This is a genomic window from Lysobacter sp. K5869, assembly GCF_018847975.1.
Classification (GTDB): Bacteria; Pseudomonadota; Gammaproteobacteria; order Xanthomonadales; family Xanthomonadaceae; genus Lysobacter.
This window is the reverse complement of the sequence record NZ_CP072597.1, coordinates 5,698,282-5,715,427: the sequence shown is the minus strand read 5'-3', so window position 1 is coordinate 5,715,427 and position 17,146 is coordinate 5,698,282. Positions and strand designations below refer to the sequence as shown.

Below are 17,146 nucleotides of genomic sequence, written 5' to 3'. Positions count from 1 at the left end.
CGCCGGCTCAGGCTGCGCGGCATACCGCCGCCCCTCGATGCGACGACAACGATGCTGCACTTCGAACGCCGACTGGAAGAACGCTTTCCGCAATGGTTCCGCGGTCGCCGGGCTGCGCTCACGCGCCCCCTGATCCGAACCATCGGCCGCTGGTCGAAATTCGACCACATCGACCAATTCCTCAGCGAAACCCGGCACCTGCGGGATTTCGACTTCGTCACCGCGTCGCTGGATTTCGTCCAGGCGCGCTATCTGGTCGAGCCGGCCGAGCTGCAGCGCATCCCGCGCAGCGGGCGCCTGCTGATCGTCGCCAACCATCCCTCCGGCGCGGTCGACGCGCTGGCCTTGCTGGATGCGGTCGGGCAGGTGCGGCGCGACGTGAAGATCGTCGCCAACGACCTGCTGCTGGCCCTGGACGGGCTGCAGGGCCTGCTGCTGCCGGTGCGCATCCTCGGCGGCCGGCCGAGTTCCGAGAGCCTGCACGCGATCGAAGCGGCGTTGAACGAAGAGCAATGCGTGATCGTGTTCCCGGCCGGCGAAGTCGCCCGGCTGGGCCTGCGCGGGGTCACCGACGGGCGCTGGCAGCGCGGCTTCCTGCGCTTCGCCCGCAAGACCGCCGCGCCGGTGCTGCCGGTACGCATCGAAGCGCGCAATTCGGCGCTGTTCTACGGCGCCTCGGCCCTGTTCAAGCCGGCCGGCACCGCCTTGCTGGCGCGCGAGATGTTCGCCCGCCGCGCGCGCCGCATCGCCCTGCGCATCGGCCGCCCGCTGCACTTGCCGGCGCAGGGCGAGGCCCAGCACCTGCTGCGCGAGGTCCGCGCCGAGCTGTACGCGATCGGCACCGCGCGCGAGCGCGCCGCGCCGGTCGGGCCGGAGCCGCTGATCGACCCGGTCGATCCGGAGCAGGTCCGCGCCGGGGTCGAGGCGATGGAATCGCTGGGCCGCACCACCGACGGCAAGCAGATCCGGGTCGGCACCCTGCGCCCGGGCGCGCCGCTGCTGCGCGAGATCGGCCGCCTGCGCGAATCGACCTTCCGCGCGGTCGGCGAGGGCACCGGCCAGCGCCTGGACGTGGACATCTACGACAGCTGGTACGAACACATCGTGCTGTGGGACGAGGCCGAGGCGAAGATCGCCGGCGCCTACCGCATCGCGCGCGGCAGCCGGGTCATCGCCGAGCGCGGTCTGGCCGGGCTCTACACCGCGTCCTTGTTCCGCTACGCCGACGACATGGTGCCGCGGCTGGCGCAGGGCATGGAGCTGGGGCGCAGCTTCGTCGCGCCGGAATACTGGAACAGCCGCAGCATCGATTATCTGTGGCAGGGCATCGGCGCTTATCTGATCCGCAACCCGGGCGTGCGCTATCTGTTCGGGCCGGTCTCGATCAGCTCGGCGCTGCCGGCCGACGCGCGCGAGCAGATCGTCGCCTACTACGCGCGCTACTACGGCAACCTGGATTCGGACGCGTTCTCCAAGCAGCCGTTCGTGTACCGCGCCGCGCCGCCGCAGTTCGACGAACTCGACGCCGCCACCGCGTTCCGCGTGCTCAAGGACAACCTCGACGCGCTCGGCAGCGCGGTGCCGATGCTCTACAAGCAGTACACCGACCTGTGCGAGCCCGGCGGCGCGCGCTTCCTCGCCTTCGGCGTCGACCCGGCGTTCAGCGACGCGGTCGACGGCCTGATCGAAGTGGACCTGCAGCAGCTGCGGCCGAAGAAGCGCGAGCGCTACCTCGGCGCGCGCGCGGCCGCTCCGGCGCAGGCCCACGCACCGGACACCTGACCCCGCCACGAGACCGTGCCATGAGCCCCGCCTCGATCGTGCCGTTGCCGTTACGCCGCCGCGCCGTCTTCGTCTCCGACGTGCATTTGGGCTCCAAGCACTGCCATGCGGCGGAATTCGCCGACTTCCTGCAGGGGCTGCGCTGCGACAAGCTCTACCTCGTCGGCGACATCGTCGACCTGTGGTGGATGTCGCAGCGCCGCGCGGCCTGGGGTTCGGCGCAGTACAGGGTGGTCGAGGCGCTGCACGCGCTGGCCCGCGCCGGCACCGAGCTGATCTACGTGCCGGGCAACCACGACCGCTCGATCCGCCGCTTCTGCGGGCTGACCCTGCCGCGCATGCAAGTGCGCCGCCGCGCCATCCACCTCACCGCCGACGGCCGCCGCCTGCTGGTCACCCACGGCGACGACTACGACGCGGTCACCCAGTTCGGCGGCCTGCAAGAGAAATTCGGCGACTGGCTGTACGACCGCATCCTCACCGGCAACAAGCTCACCAATCAGGTGCGGCGGCGGTTCGGCAAGCGCTACTGGTCGCTGGCGGATTTCCTCAAGCGCCAGAGCGGCGCGGCCGAGCGCTACATCTCGCGCTTCGTCCAGGCCGGCCTGGACGACGCGCGCACGCGCGGGCTCGACGGCATCGTCTGCGGCCATATCCATCGCGCGTCGCTGTTCGAGCGCGACGGTTGCGTGTACGCCAACGACGGCGATTGGGTCGAGAGCCTGACCGCGCTGGTCGAGGAGGCCGACGGAACGTTGCGCCTGCTGACCCATACCGGCGAGACCCGCGCGTCGTTGCCGCCGCGGATGCCGCGGGCGTTGCCGGAAAACGAGGAATTGCCGCACGCGGCGTGAGGCGCGCGGAGGCGCGGATTCAGCGCGATCTGCCCGGACGGAAACGCACGATGCGCACCTGCGCGCGCGTGTCGATCGCGGCGAACGCCTCCAGCATCAGCGCGAGCGCGCCGTCCTCGCCGTAGCCGCCCGAACCGGCGCCGACCACCGGGAAGGCCACCGAGGCGATGCCGTGGTCGTCGACCAGCCCCATCGCCGAGCGCACCGAGCCCTGGATCGAGCGCGGCGAACCGCGCCACAGCATGTCGATGCCGGCGACGTGGATGATGTGCTTGAACGGCAGCCGCCCCGCGCCGGTGAGTACGGCGCCGCCGAGCGGAATCGGGCCGGCGCGGCCGACCTCGATGAAGGGCCGCAGACCGCCGCGCCGCTTGATCGCGCCGGACACGCCCTGCGGCAACAACAGCCACCACGGGATGATGTTGCGATTCCAGGCGTTGACGATGGCCTCGACCGGCTGATCGAGCAGATCGCCTTCGACGATGCTCGGTTGCGGCCGGGTCGCGGTGTCCGTCTCGGATGGCATGGCGTTCCTGTCGGCGGGAGTGGGTGGAGGAGGCGCGACGGCGGAGCGGAGTTTTGCGAGGCGGCCTGAAGTTGGATGGCGGCCGGATCGGGCCTCGGTCCGAAGCGGCTACACAGTAAGGCCTGCGAGTCGCAAACGCGTCGCTTTCGCGCGACGGATGCCGGCGGCCAATGTTTCCCGAGCCGGCGCGACGCATCGGCCCCGACGCTTAGCCGCCTCGGCTCACCGACGCCCGCAACGCCGCCCGTGCCAGCAAGCGCGTCGAATCCAAGGTCGGCAACGCCGAATTGCCGTCGTCGATGATCAGCGGAATCTCGGTGCAGCCCAGCACCACCGCGTCGCAGCCCTGGGCCTTGAGGTCTTCGATCACGCTTTGGAAGTAGGCGACGGTTTCCGGCTTGAGCACGCCATAGACCAACTCGTCCATGATCCGCCGCCCGATTCCCGCGCGCTGCTCGGCGTTCGGCCGCACGTACTCCAACCCCAGCGCGCTCAGTTGGCGCGGATAGACCTCGCTCTCCACCAACCACTGCGTCCCGGTCAGCCCGATCCGGCGGAAGCCGCGCGCCTGCGCCTCGCGCGCGACCACTTCGGCGATGTGCAGCCACGGCAACGGCGAGCGCGGCAGCACGTAGTCCATCGCTTGATGGATGGTGTTGTCCGGGCAGATCAGCAGCTTCGCGCCGGCGCGTTCGAGCTTGCGCGCCGACGACAGCATCAGCTCGCCGACGCCGTCGAGATCGCCGCGTTCCAGGCACACCACGTAGTCGGCCAACGAATGGCCGTGCAAGGCGATCTCGGGATGCGCGTGCGGGCCGAGCAGCGCCGCGGCTTCGGCGCAGAGGGTGCGATAGCACAGCGCCGCGCCTTCCGAGGAACAGGCGACGATGCCGAGGGGCAGGGCAGAGGACATGCGGGCTCCGAAGGGCGCGGCGAGGGCCGCCTGCGGCCAACATGCGTGCGCCGGCGCGGCCGCGCAAGCCCGCGCGACGCGGCCTGCAACGAAAAACAAACACCTTGCCGGTGCCGCCGCCGGTAGCATTCCGCGATGGATTCCCTGACCCAGATCGTGCTCGGCGCAGCGCTGAGCGCCGCCATCGCTCCTGCGCAACACCGCCGCGCGGCCCTGCTGGCCGGCGCGGCGCTGGGCACCTTGCCGGACCTGGACGTGCTGCCGGTCAACCTGCTCACCGACGATCCGGTCGCGCGCATGACTTGGCACCGCAGCATCAGCCATTCGCTGCTGGTGCTGCCGTTCGTGGCCTGGGCGATCTGGGGCTGGTGCCGCGCCCGCGGCGGACGCGTGGCGCAATCGCCGAAGCGCTGGTTCTGGGCGATGCAGGCCGCGCTGTTGACCCATCCGGTCCTCGACGCCTTCACCGTCTACGGCACCCAGTTGTGGTGGCCGCTGCCGGCGCGGCCGACGATGTGGTCGAGCATCTTCATCATCGACCCGCTCTACACCGTGTGGCTGCTGATCGCCTGCGTCTGGGCGTGGTTCGCGCGCGCCTCGCGCAGCGCGCAACCGGCGTTGATGGTCGGGCTGGCGCTGAGTTCGCTGTATCTGGGCGGTTCGCTGTGGGCCAAGCAGCGGGTCGAAGCGGCCGCGCAGCCCGCGCTGGCCGCGCTGGGTTTGGAGAACGCGCCGCGCTTCTCGGTGCCGATGCCGTTCACCACCGCGCTGTGGCGGGTGGTGGCGATGACCCCGGACGGCTACGTCGAAGGCGAGCGCTCGCTGATCGCCGACCGCGGGCCGATGCACTTCCGCCTGTATCCCTCCGATGCGCTGGCGTATTCGCAGGTCAGCGGCTATCCGGCGGTGCACCGGCTGCAATGGTTCAACCACGGCTTCATGAAGGCCGAGGAGCGCGACGGCCGGTTGGTGCTGAGCGATCTGCGCATGGGCGCCGAGCCGGACTACAACTTCCGTTTCGCGGTGGCGCAGCGCCAGGGCGAGGACTGGCGCGAGATCGCGCCGGAACAGTTGCGCTGGCCGTGGCAGGCGGCCGGGCGGTTGCCGGCGATGTGGCAGCGGATCTGGCGCGAACCCGAGCCGGCGCCGGTGGCGCAGACCGTCGCCGACGTGCGCCGCCTGCAGCGGGCCATCGCGATGCGCGCGCGCCCCGGCGAGGGGACGGGCGAGGGCTTGGGCGCAGGCGGCGTCGAACCGGTCGCCGCGCCGGCGCAGCGCTGAACCGATCCGCCGCCGCGGCCGCGCTCGGGACCGCCGGCCCGTGCCGCCGATCGCGCAAATCTGCATAATCGGCGCGCCGCGGCCCCGGACGGCCGCGCTCCCCCTCCCGAGGTAGACCATGCCCTTGTTCCTGCGCCGGATCGCGCTCGCGGCCGTCGTCGTCCTCGCGCTCGGCGCCGGCGGCTGCGCCACCTTCATCCGCGGCTCGACCCAATCCTTCACCGTCGACAGCCTGCCCGGCGGCGCCACCGTCTCGCTGTCCAACGGCGAGCGCTGCACCACGCCGTGCGTGCTCAAGCTCAAGCGCAAGCACCCGGTCGCGGTGGAACTGTGCAAACCCGGCTACCGCACCGCGCAGACCCTGGTGCGCAGCGAACTCGGCGGCGCCGGCGCGGTGCGCATGGCCGGCAACGCGCTGATCGGCGGCTTGATCGGCGTCGGCGTGGACGCGGCCAGCGGCGCGGCCAAGGACTTGAGCCCGAACGTGCTGGCGGTGCTGCTGGTGGAGGAATCGCCGGGCTGCACCGCGCCGAAGTTCCCGGCCGTGCCCGACAACGGGCAGACGCCGGCGGATTACGCCGAAGACAAGGACAAGGCCCAGCACAAGGCCGAGGAAAAGCGTAAGCGCTGAGCGCGGCTCAGGCCGCGGCCGGCAGCTCCGGCGCGACGCCGGCGACCAGCGCGTCGAAGTAGTCGCGGGTCAGCCGCAACTGCTGTTCCGGCGATTCGGCGCGGTTGACCACGGCGCGGAAGGCCGCGTTTTCCGGGCGATCCTTCGCGTACCAGCCCAAGTGCTTGCGCGCGATGCGCACGCCCGACACCTCGCCGTAGAACGAGTGCAGGTGTTCGAGATGGCCGATCAGAATGTCGCGCACTTCCGCCAGCGACGGCGGCGGCAGTTCCTCGCCGTGCGCGAGGTAATGCGCGATCTCGCGGAAAATCCACGGCCGTCCCTGCGCGGCGCGTCCGACCATGACCGCGTCGCAGCCGGTATGGGCGAGCACGAAGGCGGCCTTGCGCGGCGAATCGATGTCGCCGTTGGCGAGCACCGGAATCGACAGCTGCGCCTTGATCGCGGCGATGGTGTCGTACTCGGCGCTGCCGGTGTACTGCTGGTCGCGGGTGCGGCCGTGCACGGCCAATGCGGCGATGCCGGATTGCTCGGCGATGCGCGCGATCAGCGGCGCGTTGCGCTGATCGTGGTCCCAGCCGGTGCGGATCTTGAGCGTGACCGGCACGTCCACCGCGGCGACCACGGCCTGCAGAATGCTCGCCACCAGTTCGGGTTCGCGCATCAGCGCCGAACCGGCCCAGGCGTTGCAGACCTTCTTGGCCGGGCAGCCCATGTTGATGTCGACGATCTGCGCGCCGTGATCGACGTTGTAGCGCGCCGCCTCGGCCATGATCTTCGGCACCGTGCCGGCGATCTGCACGCTGATCGGGTCGGGCTCGCCGTCGTGGTCCATGCGGTGGCGCGACTTGGCCGTGGTCCAGAAGCGCGGATCGCTGGTGGTCATTTCCGACACGCACAGCCCGGCGCCCAGGCGCTTGCACAGCACCCGGAACGGTTTGTCGGTGACGCCCGCCATCGGAGCGAGGACCACCCGAGGGGCGATGGTGTGGGAGCCGATGCGCATGGCGCGCATTGTAAGCCACCCGGCCGCGAGGGGCCGGGGGCGGGCGCCGGGCGGGGCCGGCGCGGGCGAGAGCGCGTACCGGCGGCTCAGCCCGTGGTGTCTTCCACCTTCAGCGACGGCCCGTTTTCCTTGACCGAGGCGATGCCGCCGTCGCGGCCGCCGGCGTCCTTGTACATCTGGCTGTTGCCGATGGTCTGGCCGTTGCTGGCCGTCAGCAGGAAGTACAGCCGGCCGTCGGCGGCGCTCTTGCGCTCGTAGCGCGCTTCGATCTGGCTGTTCTTGCGCACCGACTCGATGCCCTCCAGCGCCGAAGCCTTTTGCTTGTAGCTCTCGCTGCTGAGGATCACCTGCCCGTTGCCGGCCTTGAGCACGAAGTGGTACTGCCCGTCGCTCTGCTTGGTGATGACGTACTTGCCTGCCATATCCGTTCCCCTCCTAGGAGCCGCGCGGCGGCGGCTGTGACGTTGCTGGGCACGCCCTTAGGCGTACACGTCCTTAGAACGGCGTTGTGAAGCCGGACCGGACGCGCAGGCGATGTTTCGGATGTGGAAAGCCGCGCGCGGCGGCCGGAAAAACAGCGGGGCCGAAGCCGACCGCGGCGTGCGCGGGCGGGCTTCGGCCCCGTTGGATCGCGCTGGGTTCGCCGCGCTCAGCGCCCGCGCCGGCGCCGCCAGAACAAGAAGCCGGTGATCAACAAGAACGGCGGCATCAGTCCGGTCAAGGCGATCAAGACCTGCCACACCCGCCCGCCGACGAAGCCGCCGTGCAGCGGATACATCGCTTCGTACGCGCGCGCGCCGGGCCCTTGCCGGGTGGAATCCAGGGTGCCCAGCACCGCGCCGCGATACGGATCGATCCAGACCATGCTGCGCCCGACCGGATGCCATTCGCCGACGGCGCGCGCGCGGATCGTGACCAGGCCGCTGTCCTTCTTCGGCAAGCCGATCCGGCGCAACTGCGCGCCCGCCATCGGCCCGCCCGGCGCCACCGCCGCGTCGGCCGCGCGCAGCACCGCGGCCCAATCGATGTTCGCGTCCTCGCGCGCCGCGAGTTTCGGCGGCTTGCGCGGCTTGGCTTCGGAAAACGCCGCGCGCAGGACGCCGCGCGCGGTTTCGTCGTAGACCATCGCGGTGCCGGTGACCGCCGCCAGCAACGTGAGCGGCAGCAGCCACAGGCCGATGCCGCGGTGCCAACTCAGCCAGCGCCGCGTCGGCGGGCCGCGATACCACTTCAGGCTCGCCCGCAACGCCGACAGCCGCGGCCACCACAGGTACAGGCCGCTGAGCAGCATGAACACCGCGACGATGCCGACCACGCCCAGCACCTGCTCGCCGTTCTTGCCGGCCAGCAGATGCGTATGCCAGTCGCGCAGCCACAGGATCAGATCGTTGCCGGTGTTGCGGGTCAGCAGCAGTTCGCCGCTGGCGGGGTCGAAATAGCGCCGCTCGTTGTTGGGGAAATAGCCCTGCCACACCGGGAACTGCGGCGTGGGCAGATCGAGCGAGCTCATGCCCTGGCCTTGCCAGTGCGCGACGATCCGCTCCAGCGCCCGTGCGCGCTGCGCTTCGTCGATGTTCGCGTCGCGCTGCAACTGCGGATACGCCCACAGCCCCAGTTCGCGTTGGAACGTCAGTACCGTGCCGGACAGCGCGACCAGCGCGAACGCCGTGCCCAGGGTCAGGCCCAGCCACAGATGCAGCCATTTCAACGCCGCGCGCACGCGGCGCGGCTTGGGTTTGTGCGGGATAGCGGTGGCCTGGCTGGTGTTCATGGCTCGGCGCGATGGGGACGGGTTCAGAAGCGGTGCGACCAGCTCAGGTTGAGCACGCGCCCGCGCCCGGCGGTGTAGGTGTCGTTGCGCGGTGTGCTCTGCGAGTAGTAAGTCACGTACTGCTCGTTGAACAGGTTCTCGACGCCGACGTTGAGCTGGCCCAGCGGCAGCTTGAAGCGGCCTTGCAGATCGACCGTGGTGTAGCCGTCGGTGCTGGCCACGCGCACGCCCTTGGCGTCGAAGTCGCGGTCGATCGCATGGCTGCCCTGCAGGCGCGTGGCGAACCAGTCGTTCCAGGTCTGATCCCAGAACGCGGTGACGCGGTCCGGGCTGATGTTGACGCCCGGCAGATCGCTGTCGACGCGGTCGTCGCCGTCGCTGTCGTAGCGGCCCTTGCCGCGCGCGTAGCCCAAACCGACGCGGCCGGCGTCGGAGAACTGGAACGCGACGTTGCCCTCGATGCCGCGGATTTCGGTGCGCTCGCGCACGACGAAATAGCTCTGGGTGTTGCGGTCGAAAGCCAGGCGCGAGCCGAGGTCGGAATCGGACCAGTACGCGGCCAGATGCGCCAGCCAGCGGCCGTTGTCGAAGTCCACGCCGATTTCGCGGTTGTCCGACACCACCGGCGACAGATCGACCAGCTTGTCCACGCTCTGGTTCGGCGTGGTGATGCCGCGCAGCACGCGGCCGATGTCGGCCACGGTGTAGCCTTCCGAATACGAGGCGTAGAACTTCAGCGAATCGGTGGCTTCGAACACGATGCCGTAGTTCGGCAAGGTTTCGCGGGTCTTGGGCGTGCCGCCGCGGACGAAACGACTGCCGCCGGCGTTGGCCGGGATGGTGGTGAAATCGCCGACCTTGAGCTCGCCGCGCTCATGACGCACGCCGGCGGTCAGCATCACCTTATCGGCCACCCACCATTCGGCCTGCACGAACGGCGACCAGGATTCGTACTGGGTTTGCGGCACCCACTTGAGCTTGGCGACGACGAGTTCCTGATAGGTCTTGTCGCGGTTCCAGTCCAGGCCGAAGGTCGCGCGCAGGCGCTGGCCGAACAGGTTGTCGCGCGACCAGCTGAACTTGCCGCCGACTTTCTCCGACACGTTCTGCGACTGGTCCCACCAATGCAGATCGCGGCCGTCGCGCCAGAAGTCTTCCCAATCGGTGGCGCCGTACAAACCCTTGAAATCGACCCAGAACAGCTGCGCGTTGAGATAGCCGCCGGCCAGCGATTTGTCGGTGTAGTCCAGCACCAGCGAGGTCGAACGGTTCTGTGGGCCGCGGCCCTCGCGGCTGCCGCGCGCGGAGGTGGCGAGCTTGCCGGTGCGGATGTCGCCGTTGACGGTGACGTAGTCGTTGTTGCCGCGCAGCTGGTAGCGGTTGGCGGTCAGCTGCAGGCGCTTGTCCTCGTCGATGTCCCAGCCGGCCTTGGCGAACAGGTTGTAGCTGCGCGCGTCCATCAGGTCGCCCTGGATGTCGTTGACCGCGATCGCGTCGCCGTTGCCGTCGTAGAACAGGCCTTCGCTGGCGTAGGACGCGCCGCCGACGAAATCGACATCGCCGCGGCGGGTGCCGAACACGTAGGACGCGCGGTAGCCGACGCTGTCGCTCTGGTTCGGCAGCGCGCTGCTGACGCCGACGTTGACGTCCTGGAAGCTCGCGCCGTCCTCGCGCGGGGCGCGCTTGGTGATGATGTTGATGATGCCGCCCGAAGCGCCGAGGCCTTGCAGCGCGTTGGCGCCGTGGATGACTTCGATGCGCTCGATCATCGCCGGATCGATGGTGTGGCCGTCGCGGCCGCCTTCGCGCAGCGGCGTGGACTGCGGCACGCCGTCGACCAGATACAGCGGCTTGCGCCCGCGCAGGGTTTCGCCGGCGTTGGTGAGCTTCTGCCGCGAGGGCGAGAACGAGGGGATCAGGTTGGCGAGGATCTGCGAGACGTCCTGGGTCACCGCCAACTGCTGCTTGAGCTGCTCGGCGTCGATCACGGTGATGGTGTTGGCCAGCGCCGCTTCCGAATTCGGCGTGCGGCTGGTGCTGGCCGAGACGGTGACGCGATCGAGATCCTTGGCGTCCTCGGCGTGGACGGCGGGCGCGAGGAGGGCGGCCAGCACGGCGCTGGCGAGAAGCTGCGGACGGAGCATGGGGGCGGCGGACCTGAGAACTGCGACAGGGCTCGCATGTTAATGCGAACCATTCTCAAGTCAAAGGCCGTTGAGGGATGCGCCCAAGGCGAATTTCGCATTCCGCTCAAAAAGGCGAGTTGTTTCAGACCTTTAGCGGTTTCGGAATCGATCTGGGGAACCGCCGAAGTAGGAAGCCTTCGACGCGAGCTCCAACCCCGCGGTCGCGGCTCGCGCCGCTCCTACAGGCAGAGCGCGCGGCCCCTGTAGGAGCTGCGTCAGCTGCGACCGCGGCAACGCAACGACGGCGAAGCTTTCGACGCGAGCGGAGGCCTCCAGTCGCGGCTCACGCCGCTCCTACCGACAGCTCGCGCAGCAGCCGAAGCCCCTGTAGGAGCTGCGCAAGCTGCGACCGCGACAACGCAATTACGTCGAAACTTCGATGCGAGCGGGGACTTACGCCAAGCGCAGCTCAGCCGAACCGCGCCCGCACGTCCGCATCGCGCGGCATCGCCGCCGCCGCGCCCGCGCGCTCGGTCGACAGACCGGCGAAGCGCACCGCATACCCCACGTGCTCGGCGAACGCCGCGCCCGGCGCGCGCGCCAGCGAGGCCGCCAGCGAGCCGTTGAAGGCGTCGCCCGCGCCGGTGGTGTCGATCGCCTTCACCGCCGCCGCGTCGACGCGGTAGAACGCGCGCGCGTCGCCGCGCAGCGCGCCGTCGGCGTGGGAGACGAAACAGCCCGACTTGCCCAGCGTGATCACCACGCTGCCGTGGGCCAGCAAGCGCCGGCAATGCGCGTGCAGTTCGGCCGGATCGAGCTCGGCCAGCGCGTCGGGATCGAGCGAAGCGCCGCCGCGCCGCCGCAGCTGCGCGCAGAACTCGGTTTCGTTGGGCGTGGCCACGTCGGTCAGCGCCCACAGCGCGTCGCTGGCGACCGCGTCGGCGGGCGCCGGGTTGAGCAGGGTCAATCCGCCGGCATCGCGCGCGCGCGCGAACGCGGCGGCGGCCGACTCGACCGGGGTTTCCAGCTGCGCCAGCGCGACCTGCGCGGCGTCCAGCGCGGCCGCGTGTTCGCCGACGAAGGCCGGCGACAGTTCGGCGTTGGCGCCGGGGCCGATCACGATGGTGTTGCGGCCGTCGGCATCGACGTAGATGCCGGCGGTGCCGGTCGGCTCGTCGCTGCGCAGATCGCGCAGGTCGATGCCGTCGCCGGCCGCGAGCGCGCGCGCGAGCTGGCCGCCCGCGTCCTCGCCCAGCGCGCACACGAACGCGGTCGCCGCGCCCGCGCGCGCCGCCGCGGTGGCTTGATTGAAGCCCTTGCCGCCGGGCCCGGTGTGATAGCGGCCGGCCAGGGTCTCGCCCGGACGCGGCAACGCGGCCAGCGCCCAGACGTGATCGACGTTGAAGGAACCGATCACGACGACGCGGCCGTTGTTGGCGGAATCGCTCATGCGCTTACGACGCGAAGTGGGTCAGCACGCCGGCGATGGTCGCGGTCATGAAGGTGGCGATCGAGCCGCCCAGCACCGCGCGCAGGCCGAAGCGGGCCAGATCCTGGCGGCGTTCCGGGGCGAGGCCGCCGATGCCGCCGATCTGGATCGCGATCGAGGAGAAGTTGGCGAAGCCGCACAGCGCGTAGGTCGCGATCAGGCGGCCCTCGTCGCTCAGGCTCACGCCGGCGACCTTGCCGTTCACGATGTCGGCCAGATGGGTGTAAGCGACGAATTCGTTGAGCACGACCTTCTCGCCGATCAGGCCGCCGACCACGTTGGCGTCGGCCCACGGGGTGCCGATGACCCAGGCGATCGGCGCCAGCAGGAAGCCGAGGATCGCCGACAGGTCGGTCGGCTTGCCGATCGCCGCGGCCAGGCCGGTGTGCTCGCCGATCCAGGTCAGCGGCGCATTGATCAGCGCCATCAAGGCGATGAAGGCCAGCAGCATCGCGCCGATGTTCAGCGCCAGGCGCAGGCCGTCGCCGGCGCCCGCGGCGGCGGCGTCGATGATGTTGGCGGTGTTCTTCTCCACTTCCATCTTGATCGTGCCGCGGGTCAGCGGCTCGCCGGTTTCCGGGATCAGGATCTTGGCGATCACCAGCGTGGCCGGCGCGGCCATGATCGAGGCCGCCAGCAGGTGCTTGGCGTAGAACGCCTGCGCCGCCGGATCGCCGGCGCCGAGCATGCCGACGTAGGCCGCCAGCACGCCGCCGGCGATGTGGGCCATGCCGCCGATCATCATCGTGATCAGCTCGGACTCGGTCATCTTCGGAATGTAGGGGCGCACGGTCAGCGGCGCCTCGGTCTGGCCGATGAACACGCTGGCGCAGACGCTGGTGGTTTCCGCGCCCGACACGCGCATGACCTTGGTGATCGCCCAGGCCATCGCGCGCACCACCGCCTGCATCACGCCCAGGTGGTAGAGCACGCCCATCAGCGCGGAGAAGAAAATGATCGTCGGCAGCACCTGGAAGGCGAAGATGAAGCCGAATTTGCTGACGTCCATGAGGTCGCCGAAGATGAACTTCGAACCGGCGCCGACGAACTCCAGCACGTGCACGAAGCCCTTGCCGATGGCGTCGAACACGTCCTTGCCGCCCGGCACCAGCAGCACCACCGCGGCGAACGCGATCTGCAGGGTGACGCCGGTGACGACCAGCTTCCAGTCGACCTTGCGGCGATTGACCGAGAACACCCAGGCGATGCCGACGAGCACCGCCAGACCGAACAGGCCGAAGCCCACGCGCAAAATCGAATCCACTCCACTCTCCCCGGCGCCGGAGCCCCGGCGGCTTTTTTGGACGTCTAATTAGTCGGCGCAGCCTAGTGGCAGCGGGCGTCAGCGGCAAGCCGCGGCGCAGCGCAGGGCGCGAAAACCGGCGATTTTAGCGGGCCGGCGGGCGGCTGGGGCGGGCGGGAGCGGTCGCGACCGGTTCGCTTGCGGCGTTTGAAACGCTGCGGGGCGCCCGGCGGCGCGTCGGGAAGGCGTTTTTCGCCGCGGGCGAGCGGATATCGGGCGCGATCGCGACCGGTCGCCGTGAGATCCGGCCGAACCAAGCCGAATCAGGCCGAATCAGGCCGTTTCGTTCAGCCGCCGTGCGCGGCGGTCAAACATCGCGCGCCACCACCCGGTTGCGGCCGGACTGCTTGGCCCGCTGCAGGCGCAAGTCGGCGCGGCGCAGCAGGCGCGAAAGGTCGCCGCCTTCCTGCGGAAAGGTCACCAGCCCCGCGCTGAAGCTCAGCCACAGCGGCTCGGCGCCGCGACCGGGCTCGAACGGACGCTCGGCGACGGTGCGGCGGATCGCGTCGACTTCCTCGAACGCGGTGCCCAGCGGCTTGCGCATCACCAGCAGGAATTCGCCGCCCGACAGCCGCACCAGCCATTCGCTGGGCTCGGCCTGCTCGCGCAGCACCGCGACCAGATGGCGCAGGCTGCGGTCGCCGAGGCGGTGGCCGTAGTCGTCGTTGATGCGCTTGAAGTGGTCCAGATCGATCAGCGCCAGGGTCAGGCTGCCGCCGTCGCGGCGTACCGCGTCGAACAGGCGCGGGATGCGGTGGGTGAGCCAGGTCCGGTTCGGCAGCCGGGTCAGGCCGTCGGTGCCGGACATCTCGATCAGCCGCTGCATGCGGTAGACGACCATCGAGGTGGCCAGGGTCATCATCGCCAGCAGCACCAACCGCTGGGTCTGGCTGCCGACGGTGACTGCGCCGTAATCGCTGGACATCAGGTCCTCGGGCGAGCCGGCGCTGGCGAACACCCACAGCACCAGCAAGCCGTATTGCAGCAGCGTCAGCACGCCGGCGAACAAGGTCACCCGGCCGTCGCTGCGCAGCGCGGTCATCAGGATCGCCAACAAATAGCCGCACCACACGATCAGGCTGTTGAGCCCGGCCGGCAGGTGCTGCACCGCCAGCATCGCCAGCACCGCGGTGGTCGCGGTGACGTCGAAGGCGGCGGTGGAGAAGGGCAGCCAGCGGTAGCGGCGCTGGCGCCGCGCCAGCGCCAGCCACAGCTGCGAGAACACGTTGACCACGACCGCGCCGATCAGGCCGATCAGGGTCTCCTTGACGCTGCCGCCGCCGAGCGCGTTGAACAGCGGCAGCAACAACAGCATCGCCGCCAGCACCGCGCGCAGCCGCGCCACCAGCAGTTCGCCGCCGGCGCCGATCTCGAGCATGATTTCGTCCGGGCGCGACAGCAGCGCGATCAACACGCTGCGCATCCGCCCGCCTACGCCCTGGTACATCCCGTCCTTCCGTCGCGGCGGCCCCGCGCGAGCATAGCGCGAGCGCGGGTCTGCGCCGCGTGGGCGAGGGCGCGGTTTCGCCCACGCGGCCGCGCCGGCGCGGAGCCGGACGCGGCGGCGGGGCAGCGATCAGCCGATGCCGCGGATCGCCACCCACAAGGCCAGCGCGGCGAACACCGCGGCGGCGACCAGACGGGCGGTCTTCAGCGGCAGGCGGTCGGCGAAACGGGCGCCGAGCAGGGCCACCGGCACGTTCGCCAGCAGCATGCCGACCGTGGTGCCGAAGATCACCGCCCACAGCGGCTCGTAGCGGGTCGCCAGCAGCACGGTGGCGACCTGGGTCTTGTCGCCGATTTCGGCGAAAAAGAACGCGATGGTGGTGGCGATGAAGGCGCCGCGGGCGGAGAACTTCGTCTCGCCTTCGTCGAGCTGGTCCGGCTTGAGCGTCCAGATCGCCACCGCCAGGAAGCTCGCGGCGACCACCCAGCGCAGGATTTCGGGCTTCAGGAACGCGGCGACCAGGGTGCCGAACCAGGCGGCCAGCGCGTGGTTGAGCAAGGTGGCCAGCAGGATGCCGGCGATGATCGGGATCGGTTTGCGGAAGCGCGCGGCCAGCAGCAAAGCCAGCAACTGCGTTTTATCGCCGATTTCGGCGAGCGCGACGGTGCCGGTGGACACGGCGGAGGCGACGACCCAGGCCGGGAAGTGGGACAGATCCATGAGAGCTCCAGGGTCGGGCATTCGCGTGGACGCGAAGGCAAACGCCGCGCGGCCCGACCCGGGTACGCACAACGCCTGCCTTCGGTCTTGCCCGTGGTCGCTGGCTCGAGGCGTGAACGCTCGCGCTGGCTGCCGCTCATGCGCCATGGCCTGTGGGCCAAGTGTGTTGACGCATGCCCCCGCGAGCCGAAGCCGGCGGGTGGGCTACTCCCCGGAGGAGGAAAGTGCGCGCATTGTAGCCACATCGGTGGGGATCTGCAGCAAATGAGAGGCTTTCTCGCTTGGGACGCCGCGACGGCCTAATCGCGGTCGCCAGAGACGAACCCCGCGCCCCTTCCCATTCGCGCACCCATCCCGTTTGGCCCCCTGTGGGAGCTGCGCAAGCTGCGACCGCGGCAACACAACTACGTCGAAAACTCATCCGCCCGTCATTCCGGCGAAAGCCGGAATCCATTTTGCCGTTGCTGTTGCAGTTGCCTTCGCCTTGACGGATCTCCAACCAAAGCCCACGCCCCGCAGCCCCGGAGGGCGTGCGCATGGATGCGCACGCGCGCCATGGGTCAGGATGACCCTTATGGCGCGGCCCCGCGCAACGTCGAGCCTTAGTGGCTCTTGATTCGAAAACAAGGAAAGCGCCTTTCTTTGGTTACTTTCTTTGGCAAGACAAAGAAAGTGACTCGGCCGCTTGCGGACGGAACGCTTTGGATTGGAGCTTGTCGTCACTCGTTGTTGCGTTGAGAGCGAACCCACAGCAAAGTCAAAATGGGTTCCGGCTTTCGCCGGAATGACGGTGGGTAGGATGTTCGCCACCTGCGAGAAGCGCCGCCCACACCCCGTCATTCCGGCGAAAGCCGGAATCCATTTTGATGTTGCTTCCGCTTCCGCTCGCAAGAGACGCACGACGACAAGCGAAGATCAAACGCTAAAAGCTTTCGTCCGCAAGCGGCCGAGTTACTTTCTTTGTCTTGCCAAAGAAAGTAACCAAAGAAAGGCGCTTTCCCTGTTTTCGAATCAAGAGCCACTAGGTCCAGCACCCGGCGCGGGGCTGCGCCGTAAGGGGCATCCATGCCCCTACGGCGCACGCGCGCATCCATGCGCGCGCCCTCCGGGGCTGCGGAACGTGGGCCTCGGGTGAGGATGCGTCCGATCAAGAACCAGAGCGGAAACAGCAACAGCAACAGCAACAGCAACAGCAACAGCAACAGCAACAGCAACAGCAACAGCAACAGCAAGGTCCAGCGGATGCCGGCGTTCACCGAAATGATGGACTGGAAGTCGCGAAGCTTCGGATGTGCTC

15 protein-coding genes are annotated in these 17,146 nt (G+C 69.4%); 4 read left to right on the top strand and 11 right to left on the bottom strand.

The features are described from left to right. Positions 1-51: 51 nt before the first annotated feature. Together J5226_RS24250 and J5226_RS24245 are read left to right on the top strand one after the other, a co-directional pair. A complete protein-coding gene (locus J5226_RS24250) occupies positions 52-1,782 on the top strand; it encodes a lysophospholipid acyltransferase family protein (protein ID WP_215837646.1) in 1,731 nt (576 codons plus the stop codon). 20 nt (positions 1,783-1,802) lie between these two features. Then, positions 1,803-2,636, top strand: coding sequence for a UDP-2,3-diacylglucosamine diphosphatase (locus tag J5226_RS24245; protein WP_215837645.1), 834 nt, complete (start codon positions 1,803-1,805; stop codon positions 2,634-2,636). Between the two features lie 19 nt (positions 2,637-2,655). Here J5226_RS24245 and J5226_RS24240 read toward each other — a convergent pair whose 3' ends face one another. After that, positions 2,656-3,162: a macro domain-containing protein gene (locus J5226_RS24240; RefSeq protein WP_215837644.1), complete on the bottom strand. Its 507-nt coding sequence runs from the start codon at positions 3,160-3,162 to the stop codon at positions 2,656-2,658. Between the two features lie 208 nt (positions 3,163-3,370). After that, complete coding sequence (locus J5226_RS24235; RefSeq protein WP_215837643.1) at positions 3,371-4,075, bottom strand: amino acid racemase; 705 nt, start codon at positions 4,073-4,075, stop codon at positions 3,371-3,373. Between the two features lie 135 nt (positions 4,076-4,210). Here J5226_RS24235 and J5226_RS24230 point away from each other — a divergent pair, with 135 nt between their 5' ends. Together J5226_RS24230 and J5226_RS24225 are read left to right on the top strand one after the other, a co-directional pair. Beyond that, a complete protein-coding gene (locus J5226_RS24230) occupies positions 4,211-5,356 on the top strand; it encodes a metal-dependent hydrolase (RefSeq protein WP_215837642.1) in 1,146 nt (381 codons plus the stop codon). A 118-nt stretch (positions 5,357-5,474) separates the two neighbouring features. Beyond that, on the top strand, positions 5,475-5,987 hold the full coding sequence (locus J5226_RS24225; protein ID WP_215837641.1) for a PEGA domain-containing protein: 513 nt from the start codon (positions 5,475-5,477) through the stop codon (positions 5,985-5,987). 7 nt (positions 5,988-5,994) lie between these two features. Here the strand turns inward: J5226_RS24225 and dusB are convergent, their stop codons facing one another. The 9 genes from dusB to J5226_RS24180 form a co-directional block, all read right to left on the bottom strand. Continuing rightward, complete coding sequence (gene dusB / locus J5226_RS24220; RefSeq protein ID WP_215837640.1) at positions 5,995-6,993, bottom strand: tRNA dihydrouridine synthase DusB; 999 nt, start codon at positions 6,991-6,993, stop codon at positions 5,995-5,997. Between the two features lie 86 nt (positions 6,994-7,079). Beyond that, a complete protein-coding gene (locus J5226_RS24215) occupies positions 7,080-7,415 on the bottom strand; it encodes a YegP family protein (RefSeq protein ID WP_215837639.1) in 336 nt (111 codons plus the stop codon). A gap of 227 nt (positions 7,416-7,642) precedes the next feature. Continuing rightward, positions 7,643-8,764, bottom strand: coding sequence for a PepSY-associated TM helix domain-containing protein (locus J5226_RS24210; protein WP_215837638.1), 1,122 nt, complete (start codon positions 8,762-8,764; stop codon positions 7,643-7,645). Between the two features lie 23 nt (positions 8,765-8,787). Beyond that, on the bottom strand, positions 8,788-10,908 hold the full coding sequence (locus J5226_RS24205) for a TonB-dependent receptor (RefSeq protein WP_215837637.1): 2,121 nt from the start codon (positions 10,906-10,908) through the stop codon (positions 8,788-8,790). A gap of 451 nt (positions 10,909-11,359) precedes the next feature. Continuing rightward, on the bottom strand, positions 11,360-12,340 hold the full coding sequence (locus tag J5226_RS24200) for a ribokinase (RefSeq protein WP_215837636.1): 981 nt from the start codon (positions 12,338-12,340) through the stop codon (positions 11,360-11,362). Positions 12,341-12,344: 4 nt separating this feature from the next. Further along, positions 12,345-13,643: a nucleoside transporter C-terminal domain-containing protein gene (locus tag J5226_RS24195; RefSeq protein WP_215837635.1), complete on the bottom strand. Its 1,299-nt coding sequence runs from the start codon at positions 13,641-13,643 to the stop codon at positions 12,345-12,347. 346 nt (positions 13,644-13,989) lie between these two features. Next, positions 13,990-15,129, bottom strand: coding sequence for a GGDEF domain-containing protein (locus J5226_RS24190; protein WP_215837634.1), 1,140 nt, complete (start codon positions 15,127-15,129; stop codon positions 13,990-13,992). A gap of 129 nt (positions 15,130-15,258) precedes the next feature. After that, the gene (locus J5226_RS24185; RefSeq protein WP_215837633.1) at positions 15,259-15,849 is read right to left on the bottom strand and encodes a TMEM165/GDT1 family protein; all 591 of its coding nucleotides are present in this window, start codon (positions 15,847-15,849) and stop codon (positions 15,259-15,261) included. Between the two features lie 836 nt (positions 15,850-16,685). After that, positions 16,686-17,105, bottom strand: coding sequence for a hypothetical protein (locus tag J5226_RS24180; RefSeq protein ID WP_215837632.1), 420 nt, complete (start codon positions 17,103-17,105; stop codon positions 16,686-16,688). Positions 17,106-17,146 lie beyond the last annotated feature (41 nt).

Excerpts from the sequence above, each read along its gene's own strand:
- J5226_RS24240 (WP_215837644.1), bottom strand. The coding sequence starts at position 3,162 with ATGCCATCCGAGACGGACACCGCGACCCGGCCGCAACCGAGCATCGTC.
- J5226_RS24205 (WP_215837637.1), bottom strand. The coding sequence starts at position 10,908 with ATGCTCCGTCCGCAGCTTCTCGCCAGCGCCGTGCTGGCCGCCCTCCTC.
- J5226_RS24245 (WP_215837645.1), top strand. The coding sequence starts at position 1,803 with ATGAGCCCCGCCTCGATCGTGCCGTTGCCGTTACGCCGCCGCGCCGTC.
- J5226_RS24235 (WP_215837643.1), bottom strand. The coding sequence starts at position 4,075 with ATGTCCTCTGCCCTGCCCCTCGGCATCGTCGCCTGTTCCTCGGAAGGC.
- J5226_RS24185 (WP_215837633.1), bottom strand. The coding sequence starts at position 15,849 with ATGGATCTGTCCCACTTCCCGGCCTGGGTCGTCGCCTCCGCCGTGTCC.
- J5226_RS24250 (WP_215837646.1), top strand. The coding sequence starts at position 52 with ATGCTGCACTTCGAACGCCGACTGGAAGAACGCTTTCCGCAATGGTTC.
- J5226_RS24215 (WP_215837639.1), bottom strand. The coding sequence starts at position 7,415 with ATGGCAGGCAAGTACGTCATCACCAAGCAGAGCGACGGGCAGTACCAC.
- J5226_RS24230 (WP_215837642.1), top strand. The coding sequence starts at position 4,211 with ATGGATTCCCTGACCCAGATCGTGCTCGGCGCAGCGCTGAGCGCCGCC.
- J5226_RS24190 (WP_215837634.1), bottom strand. The coding sequence starts at position 15,129 with ATGTACCAGGGCGTAGGCGGGCGGATGCGCAGCGTGTTGATCGCGCTG.
- J5226_RS24225 (WP_215837641.1), top strand. The coding sequence starts at position 5,475 with ATGCCCTTGTTCCTGCGCCGGATCGCGCTCGCGGCCGTCGTCGTCCTC.
- J5226_RS24210 (WP_215837638.1), bottom strand. The coding sequence starts at position 8,764 with ATGAACACCAGCCAGGCCACCGCTATCCCGCACAAACCCAAGCCGCGC.
- dusB (WP_215837640.1), bottom strand. The coding sequence starts at position 6,993 with ATGCGCATCGGCTCCCACACCATCGCCCCTCGGGTGGTCCTCGCTCCG.
- J5226_RS24200 (WP_215837636.1), bottom strand. The coding sequence starts at position 12,340 with ATGAGCGATTCCGCCAACAACGGCCGCGTCGTCGTGATCGGTTCCTTC.